The organism is Staphylococcus sp. GDY8P54P (assembly GCF_017892645.1).
GTDB lineage: Bacteria > Bacillota > Bacilli > Staphylococcales > Staphylococcaceae > Staphylococcus > Staphylococcus ureilyticus.
The window spans coordinates 122,569-137,745 of sequence record NZ_JAESLN010000008.1 but is presented as its reverse complement, the minus strand read 5'-3'; the positions used below and the strand labels follow the sequence as shown (position 1 = coordinate 137,745).

Below are 15,177 nucleotides of genomic sequence, written 5' to 3'. Positions count from 1 at the left end.
TAAAGTATGATCATCGAAGAAATTAAAGGTAATATTGCAAATCTTACGCAAAATGAAAAAAACAAACATGTTGAAAAAGTTTACCTTGAAAATTCTGACTTAGTGAAACGTATTCAACGCGTTACAACAGATCATGGTAATGAAATTGGTATTCGTTTAAAACAGCCAATCGATTTACAATATGGTGATATTTTATATCAAGACGATACAAATATGATTATTGTAGACGTTAATTCGGAAGATTTATTAGTTATCAAGCCACGCACATTACAAGAAATGGGTGACATCGCACATCAATTAGGTAATCGACATTTGCCAGCACAATTCACAGAAACAGAGATGCTTGTACAATATGACTATCTTGTAGAGGATTTACTGAAAGAATTAGGCATACCCTATAGCCACGAAGATAGAAAAGTAAATCAAGCATTCAGACATATAGGTCATTCACATGATTGATCATGCACATTTGCGCCTTTTTCAATTTTGTGATTCTCAATTTCCAACAGGTGCTTTCAGTCACTCATTCGGACTTGAGACATATATCCAAAGAGATATTGTTCATGACGAAGCATCATTTAAACAATGGCTTGAATTATTCTTAAATGAACAACTTTCGTTTGCTGATGGTTTAACGATGCGTCTCGTCTATGATGCACTCAATCATCAGAACACAGAAAAAATCTTGTATTTAGATAAAATACTTTTTGTACAAAACCTACCTAAAGAAACCAGACAAGGTTCAAAACAAATGGGTAACCGCATGGTCAAATTAGCAGCAGAACTTTACGATAGTGAATGGTTAAAGTGGTATCAAACGCAAAACAAAAATAAAAATGCAAAATTGCATCCTGCGATTTGTTTTACGATGCTCGGTCACCATTTGGGTGTCGATATTGAAATGATTATCGATTACTATTTATACCAAAATGTTTCGAGTTTAACACAAAACGCCGTTCGTGCAATTCCTTTAGGACAAACTGCTGGTCAAAGAATCGTGCATGATATGATTCCCTTTATGAAAAATACGAGAAATCATATTATGACATTAGATGAATCACAACTAGGTATCACTGCACCCGGATTAGAAATCAACCAGATGGAACATGAAAACGTAAACGTAAGAATATTTATATCTTAGGAGGGCATTTAAAATGACAGAGACAGTTAAGATAGGTGTCGGTGGCCCTGTAGGTGCAGGGAAAACACAACTTATCGAAAAATTAGTAAAACAATTATCTAAAGAATTTAGTATCGGAGTCATTACTAACGATATTTATACAAAAGAAGACGAAAAGATTTTAGTTAATTCCGGTGTGTTACCTGCAGACCGCATTATCGGTGTCGAAACAGGCGGCTGCCCACATACAGCAATTCGTGAAGATGCTTCAATGAACTTTGCTGCAATCGATGAATTAAAAGAGCGCAATGACGATATCGATTTAATCTTTATCGAATCTGGCGGTGACAACCTTGCTGCGACCTTCAGCCCAGAATTAGTCGATTTTTCTATTTATATTATCGACGTTGCCCAAGGGGAAAAAATTCCTCGTAAAGGCGGACAAGGCATGATTAAATCTGATTTCTTTGTAATTAACAAAACCGATTTAGCTCCATATGTTGGTGCTTCATTAGAACGTATGGCCGAAGATACAGAAACATTCCGAGGCAAAAGACCATTTGCATTTACTAATCTTAAAACAGATGAAGGCTTAGATAAGGTTATCGAATGGATTGATCAAGACGTCTTTCTTAAAGGTTTAGCTTAATGGCCGATGCACAACAAAAATGGACTGGCATATTAGATTTAACCATTTTTAATAATGGTAGAAAATCTGTAGCGCGTAATATCTTTTTTGAAAAAGCATTAAAAGTCATACGCCCAGTCTACTTAAACGGCTCAGATATACCTACATTTTATATTGTAAATGTAGGCGGTGGTTATTTAGATGGTGACCGTTACAAGATGGATTTTACAGCAGAAGAAAATGCACATGTGACGCTAACTTCACAAGGTGCGACAAAAATTTATAAAACATTAAATGATCATGTCGAACAATATCAAAATTTTACCATTAAAGATAATGGTTATATTGAATATGTCGGCGATCCTATAATTGCATTTGAAAACGCCAAATTTTTCCAACAAAATACGTTTAATTTAAGTGCTAGCGGTTCACTGTTCTATACAGATATACTGACACCTGGTTATTCAAAAGAAGACAAAGCCTTCACATACACATATATGCATCTGCTTAATGAAATTTATGTTGATAATGAACTCGTAACTTTTGATAATTTGTTACTTGATCCAACTAAAAATAAGGTTGATGGCCTAGGATATATGGAAGACTATACACATTTAGGCTCATGTTATTTCATACATCCTGAAGTAAATCAATCCTTTATTGATGATGTATATGATCACATCAAGCATTATCAAAAAGTATATAATTGCCGTTTTGGCATTACGCAACTGCCAACACATGGTTTCAGTATTCGAATTCTATCAAATAAAACACAAATTATTGAGCGCATTTTAAATGCAGTTCAAACGTATGTTGTACATCAAATCTTTGATAGAGAAGTCAATTTCTTAAGAAAATATTAATTTTCATTGTGCCAAATATCAAACAACCACCTTCACGTCAAAAATAATAAGACTTACAAATTAACTTATACAAAAGAGAACTAATCCATACAAAAGATGGATTAGTTCTCTTTTTATACAACATATTGATTTTGACCGTGCCTGACTGAGGCTATCATTTATATCATCAGAGCCAGTCAGTTTCTGCTAATTTAACAATCAGAGGCTGAGACAAAGTGCTCCGTTCCAGCCTCCTCTATTGCACATCTAAAATTTTGTGTTTGAGTCAGCTATTTGTGATAGCTTATCAACACGTAATGCTTAAATAGCTTTTTTACCATTCATTTAAACTATATTTAGCAACCATACAATACTAATTACTAACAATATAATTGTCGCAATGTAAATCGCTAGCTTTTGTCCTTTTTTTAATGATTTTTCTTCATGTGTAAACAAGCTAAATAATGATCCATCTTTCCCCATCAGCAGTGCAATAGAATAAATCAATAATATAATCGCTATTATCAGTAACAACAATGCCACATAAACCATTTGCGATTGGCTCCTTTCGGATTTCAATAGTTATCATTTCTTATACGTACCTGCTAGCTTAACATTTACACTATAAAAATATATACCTATTTTCATATGATATTTTACAAATCTTGCAATGATTTACCTTGTTTTTTTATTCGTCTCACCTTAAATGGTGCATAAATTAATACGATTATAATAATGATTCCCATATAACCAATTACTGGATAGAAAAATGTCATTAAATCTGTAAAACCTGCAAAACTAATTGCAAAACCGATTAAAGTGAATATCGTATAAAATATTTTAAATTGTTTCGTTTCAATTTCAGTGAAACGTGTAGCTAATGAGTAAAACATACCTAGGCATGTGTTAAAAATCATTAAATAAATAACGATTGACATGAATACGCCTAATATAGGTGAAATATCATTGACTAATCCTAACATTGGTAACGGCAAGTGCCCAACTGTTTCAATCTTAGAAAAAATTGCCAAATGGCTAATCATAATCATTAAACCTAATACTATACCGCCAACTAAACCGCCCCATGCCGCTATTTTACTATTTTTCTCATTGCCTCCCATGACAATTGACATTGATGCACCTAATCCTACATTAAGTGAGACATAATTCACACCTGCGATAAACCAATGTGGGACAGCTGAGGTATGACTTTTAGCCAATGTATCCAATTCACTAAATGAACCTGACATCGTAAATAAACAATATATCGCAACGATAACAATACAGATAATCAATAGCGGCGTAATGTTACCAATCACTTTTACAACGTTATCCACACGTAACATTCCAAATACAAGTACTAAGATAACCATAAGAGCGGTACCGTACACAGCTGGTATGCCAAATTGTTGTTCAAAATTCGAACCTCCACCTGCAAGCATAACGACACCAAATCCAAATAAGGCAATAATGAGCACAATGTCTACTAACCATGCAATCACTTTGCCAAACATTGTACCACCAGTCAATTTATGTATCACGTCGTTATGTCCTTCAGCTTTAAATATACTACCTAGCCAAACTAACATCATACCTACGTAAGCGAATAACACGGTAGAAACAATTCCTGCGAGTATACCTAACGTTCCAAAGCTAGTAAAATACTGTAGTATTTCTTGACCTGAGGCAAACCCTGCACCCACGATGATACCAATGAATGCACTACCTATTAAAAATATCCTTTTCATATAAATCCCCTTCGCTAAAGTTACATTAAATTTCATTTATAAACATTTACAAATGTCTATAACAATACTTTGCTCGCTTGCATCTTTGATCTTGATATAGGATGAACGAGCTTAAAATATGTTTGTGGTTTTCACAGAACCTTAAGTCTGTACCCCTTTTCCCTAGTCACCCAAACCTTTGTTACCTACCGAATTCTGTTTAAATTCAAAATTTTTATATCTTTTATTTTAAATTTATAAATACTGATATAAACTTAAAACATTCAAAATGCAAGCGTTTACATTTTTATAATAACTTACTTACATTTGTTTATCAATGCTCGCATTTTTAATAATTAATGCTGAATTATGCTTAGATTCAATCAAAATACTAACTTAAACTGTTTAATGTTGTTACAATAATATAGGTTACTATTAATTTTTACTCGAGGAGTGATTTTGTGGCAGAGGAATACATTTATAAAAACACCGTGCAACCATCTTGGATAGATAATAATAACCATATGCATGATGCACAATATTATTCCATTTTCAGTGATGTTGTCGTTGGCTTTTTTGAATCAGTCGACTTATATGTTTCTTATCGACAAACACATGAAATTACCATTTTTAGTTTGGAGGCACATATTTCATTTTTAAAAGAACTTGTGTTAGATGATGCCTTTTATGTTAAAGTACATATTTATGATTATGATGCGAAAAGAGTACATTTATTCCTGACAATGTATAATGACAATGATGAGCGTATTGCTACATATGAAGTTATCATGATAGGTGTTAGTAAAGTTACACGTCGGAGCATGGCGTTCCCTCAACCTATACTAGAGAAAATACAAGCAGCTTTTAATATGCAAACGCCGTTTAATCCGCCATCACAACTAGGACACGTTATTGGTATACCTAGAAAATAAAAAAAGAAAAGTAGAACGGAGATGCTAACTTCCATTTCTGTTCTACTTTCTTTATTTTAAATAAGCTATTATATTGTTAGGCTTTAAACATGTAGTAAAGACTTTCTTTTGTATAAAGTAAATGTTTTTCATACGCTTCGTCACATTGATAATTCAAATCAATTAAACAACTTATATTTAAATTGATTGTTTGAGCAATTAAACTACGTACAAAAAACTCCGCTTCGACATCTCGCATTTCACCACAACGTATCATCTTATTGATTATCGGCTTTAAATGAGCAACTAAACGCTTATTAAATATTTCTAATAAAACTGATTGAAATGTTTTACTTGTCATAGCCTCATTAAAGAATATCTTTATCAGCATTCTATTTTCATAAATAAATTGAGAACGATTGTCCACAAATGTATTTATAAATATTTCCAAGTTGCTTGCACGATTCAATTCACTTAAGAATTCTTCTGCTACAGTTGGCGCTATATTATCTTTTATGATAGGCACTAAACCTGCATATAGCAATGCTTCTTTATTTTTAAACTGTTTGTATACTGTACCTTCAGCAACACCTGCCCGCTTCGCAATATCACTTGTACTTGTTTGATTATAGCCTTTTTCACTAAAGAGTACGAGGGCACTTTCAATCACTGAACGTTGCTTTTCAGTTAAATGTTCTAACTTAGGTACAATTTCTTCCACAATATCTTTAATATTTCGATTCATTTTTGATACCACCTATATTTAAACTTTTCTATAACGCTTCATTCCTAAAATATTCAATATCAAGAGCACTACAAAAATACCAAATAATATACATAAATTGATATAAATATCTTGTATACCAAATCCTTTAATCATGACATCTTGCATAGCTTGTCCCGTATAGAATAGTGGCATCAAATGTGCAAAGTATTGCAACCCCATATTCATCGACGATATTGGTATTAATCCTGCAAATAGCACTTGCGGTACAATTACAAGTGGTATAAATTGGATCATTTGAAATTCTGATGATGCAAAAGTAGACAGCAGTATACCGAAAGTTAAAGCTACGAGGGCCGTTAATACCGTTGTAGCTAAGACAAGCCAAATCGAACCTGCAACAGCTATATTTAACACATATATGGCATATATAACTACTACAAAGGTTTGTATCACGCTAAAAATACCATAACCCATTATATAACCATAAATAATATGACTGCGCTTAATTGGTGAAGACAACAACCGTTCCAACGTCCCTGAAGTTCTCTCTTTTAATAAACCGATGCCAGAAATTAAAAAAGTGAAGAAGAATACGAAAAATCCTATTAAAATGGGATTAATTGTATCAAAATATGTAGCATCTTTATCCCCATATAAATAATGTGTATTAACTTTTGTTGGCTTGCTGATATTTTGCTGATTATCTGTCATACTTTGACCTGAATTAGCATTATCAGGCATTTGCGATTGAACTTCCTCAAGTGCCTTTTTTAATGATTCTGTATTTTCTTTCATTTGAGTCATATTATGATTGGTTAACCATTTTTGGTTTGTAGAAGCCATGATGCCCTTATCAGTTGGATTATCATTAGCAAAAGTGACTTCTAACTCATTATTTTGCATATACATAAAACCAGTCAATTGATCTTCTTTTATTTTATCATCTATATTTTTATGGTCCTTAAAATTTTCTATCGTAATATCTTGTGACTGTAATTCATCCTTCAGTGATGCAGGAATATCATGAACGCCTACTTTCACACCATTCGAGTTATCTGAAACTGTAAATATATAATACAGTAATGTTAATATTAGCAAAGGTGCTACTAGTAATAACATTAACGTACGTATGTCTCTGATTGTTTGTTTGAAAATTCGTTTAGTAATATAAAATGCATTCATATTTAGTCCTCCATTTTCAAAAACACATCTTCAATTGATTCAGCTTGATATTGCGTTTTAATATCTTGCGGTGATCCTATTGCAATAATTTCACCATGATTCATAAGTAATAGTCTGTCACAACGTGTTGCTTCATCTAATACGTGAGTTGTGACTAGAATACTTTTCCCTTCTTTTTTGGCTGCATCCAAATCCCTCCATACCGCTTGTCTAAGTTTAGGATCAATTCCAACAGTTGGTTCATCTAGTATCAATATTTGTGGATCTTGTAGAAAACTAATTGCCAAAGACAACCTACGTTTCATGCCGCCAGAATAGGTAGATACCTTTTTATCTAATGCTTCTTGAAGTTTTACCATATCACTACAAATTTCCACGCGTTTTTTGATGTCTTTTCTTTTTTTTATATATATACTTCCAAAAAATTCTAGGTTTTCTCTCCCCGTCAAATCTGTGTAAAGTGCATCACTTTGAGCCATATATCCAATGTCACCTAAAATTTTTCTATTGGGCATTTCAACTCCATTTATCGTTACCCAACCTACATCAATACGTTCCATTCCTAACATGCATTGGATTAGCGTTGTTTTTCCAGTTCCAGACGGACCAATTAATCCAACGATTTCACCTTTTTCAAAAGCAACATTTATATCTTCTAATACTTGTTTATTACTAAAAGATTTACTTAAATTATACACTTCAATCATTTCTACACCCCACTTCACAAATAGTGAGTATACACTCACTTTATTGTTATATTACACTTCTAAATATAAAATGTCAAAATCATAATATGTTGATATTACTTTGACATTTTGCTATTTAGCTGTTAACTTTAAATAGAACGGTCATTCTACTAAGAAGAAAGTGTGAGACGATTGTCACAAAAGCGACAAGATATATTATCAACTGCTGAAAGGTTATTTTATGAATATGGGTTTCGTGGTATCGGCTTAAAGCAAATTATACAAGAAGCCAATGTAGCTACGATGACTTTATATAATCATTTTGAATCTAAAGACAATTTAGTTGAGGCGGTGTTAAAACAACGTGAATCTAGATATTGGCATTATTTAGACACTTATGTTGAAAAACAACCACACCAACCTTTTATTTCTGCAGTCAAAGCACATTGTCAGTGGCTTAATGATCATTCTTATAAGGGTGATATGTTTATGAGGGCTATCGAAGATTATGCGAATACAGATAACGAAATTGAAAATATTGCTAGAGGACATAAACAAAAGTTGTTAAATTACTTAGAGCAATTGGCAAATAATGCTGGTATCGTCAATGGATTGGATTTGGCAATTCAATTCACACTATTACTTGAAGGAACAACCTCAATGACAGCATTACTAGGTTCAAAAAAAGCTACATCGCACGCCATAACTATGGCTGATTTACTACTTAACGAAGCACACAAAGAATTTTAATTCTTAAACGAGCATGAGCATCTTACTTTATATACTCATCTCGTATTTTTTTAAAATTAAAATAGAATGAACATTCTATCTACTAAAGGAGAAATTTATAGTGAAATTTTCTAAACTTGTATTTCCTGGTATAGCTATGATAGCAACAACCTATGGTTTAGGACGTTTTAGTTTTGGTTTGTTTTTACCTGAAGTAACCACTGATTTACATTTATCTGCATCACAATCAGGGATTATTTCCTCATTATTTTATTTATCCTATTGTTTTACAATTATCTTTTCAACATTACAAACTGATAAAATTGGCCCTAAACGTATGATTATATTAGCAGGAATCTCTGTACTAATAGGTTTATTAGGGATAGGCATTTCAACAAGCGCAATCGTTTTATCTATCGGTGTCATCTTTGCCGGTGCGAGTACTGGACTCATTTCACCTCCATATGGCTACACCATTTCTTTATGGATTAAAGTGCATGAACAAGGAAAAGCAAATACTTGGATTAATTCTGGCACAAGTATTGGCCTTATGTTTACGGGTATAACAGCCATGTTCACTTTTATAGATTGGCGACAAACTTATTTTATCTATGCGATATTGGCACTTATCGTTTTACTTTGGAACTATCTCATCATTCCATCATTAAAGCAAAATATTAAAATTCATACAGGTTCATTTAACATTCGTGATATTTCAGCTAGTACACGTATCACGACTGCTTCTATATTATTAGGTGTATCTACTGCAACCTTTTGGACATTTTCCAAATCATTTGTTCAAAATACTGGTAATTATTCTGATATTGCACTTTCACTCTTTTGGATTTTGATAGGATTATTCGGCATGATAGGTGGCATATCAGGTGCAATTATTGATAAACGCGGACTTCGTTATGCATTTAATTTAGGTGTTATAGCACTTGCCATCGCAACAATCGCCCTTGCTTTCACACCCAAAATTTGGATTATTCCCTTTGTATCTGCTGCACTATTTGGTATGAGTTATATATTCTTAACTGGCGTACTTTTAGTTTGGGGAATTAAAATATTTGTTAAAAATGCCTCTTTAGGTATAGGCATACCCTTCTTAATGTTGGCTATTGGACAAGTGATTGGATCTACTTTTGCAGGATTATTTATAGATACGTTTAATTTTATGTTTACATTTATGATATACGGTTTAATTGGTTTTATTCCCCTATTTATTTATCCTAAAGTTGAAGCTCTCGAGAGCAAATTACCAGAAGGAGATTACAGTCAGCTACAACAGCAAAACGCTGAAGTTTTAAATCATGAAAATATGGATGATACACACGATCAATATGCGCATGATCAACATTACTAATATATAAAATTGCCTAGGAAATAATGATCCTAATCGAATGAACAGATTTTGCCTATAAAGTTCCCCATGAATATTGTTACATATTAATATTCGTGGGGACATATTATTGTTATAAACATAAAATTAATCCTTACTTTCTTAGTAAGGATACTTGAAAATAAAAAAGTGCTCTTGTATAGTAATAATTATCAGAAAATTCAAATATATAGGAGGGACAATGTATGTCTCAAAATCATTGGCATTTAGATACTTTATCGATTCATGCGGGTCAAGAGGTAGACGCATTCTCAAAATCACGAGCAGTACCGATTTATCAGACCTCAAGTTACGTGTTCGATGATACAGAACACGCAAGAAAACTTTTTTCACTAGAAGAACCCGGAAACATTTACACCAGAATTATGAATCCTACACAAAACGTTTTTGAAGAACGCATTGCTGCACTTGAAGGTGGTGTCGGTGCCCTAGCCACATCTTCTGGACAAGCTGCAATTCACTTAGCTTTATTAAATATTGTTGAAAGCGGTGATGAAATTGTAGCATCTTCAAATCTTTATGGTGGTACCTACAACTTATTTAATGTCACTTTCAAAAAACTAGGTATTAAAGTACACTTTGTGGATCCAAGTAATCCCGAAAATTTCAAAGCAGCCTTAACGGATAAAACCAAAGCAGTTTATGCCGAAACAATTGGTAATCCTAGAATAGACGTCTTAGATATTGAAAAAGTTGCTCATATTGCGCATGACCACGAGATACCTTTAATTGTTGATAACACTTTCCCAACTCCGTATTTATTACGCCCATTTGAGTATGGCGCTGATATTGTGATACACTCAGCCACAAAATTTATAGGAGGCCATGGGACTTCCATTGGTGGCATCATCGTCGATAGTGGTAAATTTAATTGGGATAATGGAAAGTTCCCTGGTTTAGTCGAACCGGATCCAAGTTATCATGGTGTTTCATATGCAAATGATGTAGGCGAAGCTGCTTATATTACAAAAGCACGCGTACAATTATTACGTGATCTTGGTTCTGCTGTTTCACCGTTTAATGTACATGAATTTCTAATTGGCCTAGAAACATTACATCTTCGTTTAGAACGTCATTCAGAAAATGCACTTAAAGTCGCACAGTTTCTTGAAGAACACCCTAAAGTTTCTTGGGTGAATTACCCTGGCTTAGAAAGTAATGACTATCATAATCTTGCTAAAAAATATTTACCTAATGGCCAGGGCGCAATTTTAACCTTTGGTGTGGATGGCTCAGTTGAAGATATTGCCAAATTTGTTGAATCTTTAAATTTATTCTCACATTTAGCAAATGTAGGCGATTCAAAATCATTAGTTATTCATCCAGCTAGTACGACTCATTTACAACTTTCACCTGAAGAACAACAATCATCTGGTGTCTTACCAGAATTAGTAAGATTATCAATTGGTACTGAAAATATTGACGATATTATTTCAGATCTTGAACAAGGCTTACAAATATTATAAAAACGTCTGCATGTCTTTAAATCATTTGATAAAAATCTAATTCATTCAAAATGATTATGACGGTCTGCAATAGAATGGCTAAAACTTGAGCGAACAAGCTTACATTAAGTCCCACTGACTCAAATCATTTGAGAAGTGGGACTTTAATTGCTAATTAAATGTTAAAGGCTGAAACAATTAACTTTTATCAGCAATATAATATCTAATTGTCTATGTAGACGTCGCATCGATAAAAATAAGACATGTTTTTATACTTGAATTTTATTGATTTAACTTTTTAAAACCTTTAAATTTCATTTTGCTGAAACGATAACGTCTAATCATTACTCAAGACACCTCGCAACGTAACCGCAGACAACCCGAAGGCTAACGTCAGCAATGCATATTGTTTATGCTTTTTACTTTAGTAAATTCTTTTTGAAATTACATAATAATATTGGGATAATAATGATAATTATTTATCAAGTCGGAGGTACGCTTTTGGATAACTACAAAGATAAAGTTACGATGAATGTGATATTACTTGCTGGTAAAATTTTATTGTCATCTGGCGCTGAGGTTTCTCGTGTTGAAGATACAATGAGACGAATCGCCATTTGTATGGGTTATTATAATAGCCAAGGATATGTCATTAATGTATTTATCAATTTTTCATTAAGTGAAGAACACGATACTCGAATTTTGCGTATTGATAAAAACAGCACTAATTTACTTAAAATATTTCAAGTCAATAATATTTCCCGTAAACTTACAGGCAATCAACTTGCTATAGAAGAAGCTTTTGAAGCGCTGAAAAATATTGATAGATCCAATTTAAGTATTCCACTATGGAAAAAAGTGATTGCGGCAGGTATTATATCGTTAAGTTTTTTATACTTACAAGGCGGTACTTGGTCTGATGCAATTACTACAATTATTGCTGGTGCTATAGGATTTTTAATCGTTGAGTATATGCAAAGTAAATCACTCACCATGTTTATACCTGAATTTGTAGGTTCATTTATCTTGGGTACGACTGTTATATTTGGTTCAGAACTGTTTCAAGTCAATCAATCTTTCGGACCAGCTATGATTGCCTCCGTTATGCCAATTGTACCTGGTGTACTAATAACGACTGCGATACAAGATTTATTTAGTAGACACATGTTAATGTTTACAGCAAAATTTTTAGAAGCACTCGTCATTGCCTTCGCAATTGGTTCAGGTATTGCGATTGCTTACTTAATTTTTTAGGAGGTCACATAATGACAATTTTATTTACTTTTTTATGTAGCTTTAGCGCATCATACTTTTTTAATGTGATATACGATGCCCCTAAAAAATTATTTTTTCCAGCTGGATTTGCTGGCTCAATGGGCTATTTTGTCAGCTACATTTTAGAACAATCCTTCGAAATGGATAGTATATATTCTAGCTTGCTCGGCAGTTTAACATTAGGTTTGCTTGCCCATATTATGAGTCGTATTTTTAAAGCGCCCGTTGTACTTTTTATGATTCCTGGCATCATTCCACTTGTCCCAGGAAGTATTGCTTTTAGAGCGACACAGCAATTGGTGACTTTAAATTTCACAGATGCAACCAATACCTTTATACGAGCGATTTTAATTGCAGGTTCAATTGCATTAGGATTACTACTTTCTGATCAACTATCTAAAACATTAAACATACGAAAATATATTTTAATTAAGCGCAACAGACTATAAATCAACTTAAGCATTTTAGACATCAAAAAATAGCGAGCATCTGAAATTTCCATTAAATCATTTCAGGTTCTCGCTATCTTTATGAATGTGCAAACTGTTTTTATTGTTCATTTACATAATAAAGACCAGTAAGCACATTTTCTGGCAAATTACTTACTTTAATATGAAATGGTTTGTTTTGAATCAAATGGTGCTTTTGCGCATACGCTTCAATGTTTGCTTTATATGGTAATGCACTTTGTGTAACACCACCACCAAGAATAATATGATATACATTAAAGATATTAAACAAATTCGTACATAGTTGTTGTGTTAGTAACACTACTTCATTCATCATACAACTGATATTTTCATTTTCATTATTCATGTAGATGTCGATTGCTTCTCTAGTACTCACCGCTCTTTGTAAAATATCACTCGCTTTACGACTGACTGCTAAGCCTGACAGTTCATTTTCAACACATCCAAACTGGTGACACACCGGACATTGATAATCGCTATTATTTTTTATGATAGTATGACCTATTTCTCCAAAATTACCATCAATGCCAGTAACGAGTTGACCATTTCTTATATATGCCATACCAATACCTGTGCTAATTGTTAAATATATGACATCTTCTACATCTGAATTTAAATATTGATATTCCGCTAATATCGCTGCATCAGTATCATTTACAAAATGTGGTTGAAATGCACTTTGCGCCTTTATAAAATCACCAGCATTAAAGCCTACATATTTCTGTAAATTAGGAGGATTCAAAAACAATCCTTCAGTATAATCACAAGGTCCTGGCATCGCGGTATTCAATGTACTTTGCGCTACATTATTATATTTTTTGCTGAATTCATTTGCTATATTAATAATTTTTGTAAATTCTGCTTCCGGGTGATCTACATCCGTCTCGAATTTTTGACTGTCAATCACTGATAAGTCTTGGTCTATAACCCCTACAATGGTTTTCGTGCCACCTATATCTGCGCAAATTTTAAGCATATCCATACACCTCATCACTCATATTATTACTTCAATTTTGGATAAAAAGAGGTGTAGGTTAAATGAATCTGCCTTAACGCAAATCCATGCCCTCACCTCTTAAACATTATACATAACTTATAATCATTGTCATATCACCGTTAAATGCTATGTTTTTATCTTCTGTCGTTAATATAAAATGTATTCCTTTTTCTATTTTATAAACTTCATCATTCGTTTCTACATTACCATTACCCTCAACTATGGATACAAGACAATATGCGCTTGGTTTTTCATAATTTAATGCACCATTGATCATCCAGCGTTCGACCGTGAAGAAATCATTTGAAACAAATTGCGTATATGTTTGCCCTTGTCTCACCTCGTGTTTGGGTGTTGTATTGGGCGAAGTCGCAGCAAGATTAATCACAGCTTTACTCTGCGCTAAATGTAGTTCACGTTGGTTACCTTTGTTGTCAGTGCGCTCATAATCATAGATTCTGTATGTTGTATCGGAAGATTGTTGTGTTTCTAATATTAAAATACCTTCTCCGATAGCATGTACTGTACCAGCAGGCACATAGAAAAAATCTCCCGCCTTCACTTTAACTTTATGAAATAACTTATCAAATTGTTGTTGATCTATCATATCATTCAGTTCATCTTGATTTTCAGCGTTTACACCGTAAATAATTTCAGCATCTTCTTGTGCGTCTAATATATACCAACACTCTGTTTTACCGTATTCACCCTCATACTTTTGGGCATAGTCATTATCTGGATGGACTTGTACTGATAATTTATCTTTTGCATCTAAAATTTTAGTTAGCAATGGAAATTTAACATCACCTGAAACACCAAAAAGTGCTTTATCCTCATTCCACACTTCTTCTAAAGTTTTACCTTGATGCCTTCCATTTTCTATTGTATTTGTACCATTTGGATGCGCCGAAATCGCCCAACATTCTCCTGTATAATCACTTGGAATATCATAATTAAATGTTTTTAGAGCTGTTCCACCCCATATCCGTTCTTGAAATACAGGTTTTAAAAATAATGGCATTGCATGATACCTCCA

At 33.2% G+C, this 15,177-nt stretch carries 17 protein-coding genes; 10 read left to right on the top strand and 7 right to left on the bottom strand.

Features of this window, described 5'->3' with window-relative positions; translation table 11 throughout:
• The first annotated feature begins 6 nt into the window (after positions 1 to 6).
• From ureE to KA883_RS02895, 4 genes are read left to right on the top strand one after another with little or no spacing between them, the layout of a single operon-like run.
• Positions 7 to 459 carry an urease accessory protein UreE gene (gene ureE / locus KA883_RS02910; protein WP_046206690.1) on the top strand — a complete coding sequence of 151 codons (453 nt, stop codon included), beginning with the start codon at positions 7 to 9 and terminating at the stop codon, positions 457 to 459.
• Positions 452 to 1,141: an urease accessory protein UreF gene (locus tag KA883_RS02905; RefSeq protein WP_046206689.1), complete on the top strand. Its 690-nt coding sequence runs from the start codon at positions 452 to 454 to the stop codon at positions 1,139 to 1,141. Before ureE ends, KA883_RS02905 begins: the two co-directional genes overlap by 8 nt.
• Positions 1,142 to 1,154: 13 nt before the next feature.
• Complete coding sequence (gene ureG / locus KA883_RS02900; RefSeq protein ID WP_046206688.1) at positions 1,155 to 1,769, top strand: urease accessory protein UreG; 615 nt, start codon at positions 1,155 to 1,157, stop codon at positions 1,767 to 1,769.
• Complete coding sequence (locus KA883_RS02895; RefSeq protein WP_046206687.1) at positions 1,769 to 2,611, top strand: urease accessory protein UreD; 843 nt, start codon at positions 1,769 to 1,771, stop codon at positions 2,609 to 2,611. The genes ureG and KA883_RS02895 overlap by 1 nt, the downstream gene beginning before the upstream one ends.
• 324 nt (positions 2,612 to 2,935) lie before the next feature.
• On the opposite strand, the gene KA883_RS02890 is transcribed toward KA883_RS02895, so the two are convergent.
• Both KA883_RS02890 and KA883_RS02885 read right to left on the bottom strand, forming a co-directional pair.
• Positions 2,936 to 3,142 carry a hypothetical protein gene (locus KA883_RS02890; protein ID WP_046206686.1) on the bottom strand — a complete coding sequence of 69 codons (207 nt, stop codon included), beginning with the start codon at positions 3,140 to 3,142 and terminating at the stop codon, positions 2,936 to 2,938.
• Positions 3,143 to 3,246: 104 nt separating this feature from the next.
• The gene (locus tag KA883_RS02885; protein WP_046206685.1) at positions 3,247 to 4,338 is read right to left on the bottom strand and encodes a YkvI family membrane protein; all 1,092 of its coding nucleotides are present in this window, start codon (positions 4,336 to 4,338) and stop codon (positions 3,247 to 3,249) included.
• Positions 4,339 to 4,778: 440 nt separating this feature from the next.
• Here KA883_RS02885 and KA883_RS02880 point away from each other — a divergent pair, with 440 nt between their 5' ends.
• The gene (locus tag KA883_RS02880) at positions 4,779 to 5,249 is read left to right on the top strand and encodes a thioesterase family protein (RefSeq protein ID WP_046206684.1); all 471 of its coding nucleotides are present in this window, start codon (positions 4,779 to 4,781) and stop codon (positions 5,247 to 5,249) included.
• A gap of 76 nt (positions 5,250 to 5,325) precedes the next feature.
• On the opposite strand, the gene KA883_RS02875 is transcribed toward KA883_RS02880, so the two are convergent.
• From KA883_RS02875 to KA883_RS02865, 3 genes are read right to left on the bottom strand one after another with little or no spacing between them, the layout of a single operon-like run.
• Positions 5,326 to 5,973, bottom strand: a complete 648-nt coding sequence (locus KA883_RS02875; RefSeq protein WP_046206683.1) for a TetR/AcrR family transcriptional regulator — start codon at positions 5,971 to 5,973, stop codon at positions 5,326 to 5,328.
• Positions 5,974 to 5,991: 18 nt separating this feature from the next.
• A complete protein-coding gene (locus KA883_RS02870) occupies positions 5,992 to 7,137 on the bottom strand; it encodes an ABC transporter permease (RefSeq protein WP_046206682.1) in 1,146 nt (381 codons plus the stop codon).
• 2 nt (positions 7,138 to 7,139) lie between these two features.
• The gene (locus KA883_RS02865; RefSeq protein WP_210139854.1) at positions 7,140 to 7,844 is read right to left on the bottom strand and encodes an ABC transporter ATP-binding protein; all 705 of its coding nucleotides are present in this window, start codon (positions 7,842 to 7,844) and stop codon (positions 7,140 to 7,142) included.
• A 171-nt stretch (positions 7,845 to 8,015) separates the two neighbouring features.
• Here KA883_RS02865 and KA883_RS02860 point away from each other — a divergent pair, with 171 nt between their 5' ends.
• From KA883_RS02860 to KA883_RS02840, 5 genes are all read left to right on the top strand, one after another.
• A complete protein-coding gene (locus KA883_RS02860; RefSeq protein ID WP_046206680.1) occupies positions 8,016 to 8,573 on the top strand; it encodes a TetR/AcrR family transcriptional regulator in 558 nt (185 codons plus the stop codon).
• A gap of 100 nt (positions 8,574 to 8,673) precedes the next feature.
• A complete protein-coding gene (locus tag KA883_RS02855) occupies positions 8,674 to 9,918 on the top strand; it encodes an MFS transporter (RefSeq protein WP_046206679.1) in 1,245 nt (414 codons plus the stop codon).
• A 221-nt stretch (positions 9,919 to 10,139) separates the two neighbouring features.
• Positions 10,140 to 11,420: a homocysteine synthase gene (locus KA883_RS02850; protein ID WP_046206678.1), complete on the top strand. Its 1,281-nt coding sequence runs from the start codon at positions 10,140 to 10,142 to the stop codon at positions 11,418 to 11,420.
• A 480-nt stretch (positions 11,421 to 11,900) separates the two neighbouring features.
• Positions 11,901 to 12,653, top strand: a complete 753-nt coding sequence (locus tag KA883_RS02845) for a threonine/serine exporter family protein (RefSeq protein ID WP_046206677.1) — start codon at positions 11,901 to 11,903, stop codon at positions 12,651 to 12,653.
• 11 nt (positions 12,654 to 12,664) lie between these two features.
• A complete protein-coding gene (locus KA883_RS02840; RefSeq protein ID WP_046206676.1) occupies positions 12,665 to 13,123 on the top strand; it encodes a threonine/serine exporter family protein in 459 nt (152 codons plus the stop codon).
• A gap of 100 nt (positions 13,124 to 13,223) precedes the next feature.
• On the opposite strand, the gene KA883_RS02835 is transcribed toward KA883_RS02840, so the two are convergent.
• Positions 13,224 to 14,120 carry an ROK family protein gene (locus tag KA883_RS02835; RefSeq protein ID WP_046206675.1) on the bottom strand — a complete coding sequence of 299 codons (897 nt, stop codon included), beginning with the start codon at positions 14,118 to 14,120 and terminating at the stop codon, positions 13,224 to 13,226.
• A 106-nt stretch (positions 14,121 to 14,226) separates the two neighbouring features.
• Complete coding sequence (gene manA / locus KA883_RS02830; protein WP_046206674.1) at positions 14,227 to 15,162, bottom strand: mannose-6-phosphate isomerase, class I; 936 nt, start codon at positions 15,160 to 15,162, stop codon at positions 14,227 to 14,229.
• Between the last annotated feature and the right edge of the window lie 15 nt (positions 15,163 to 15,177).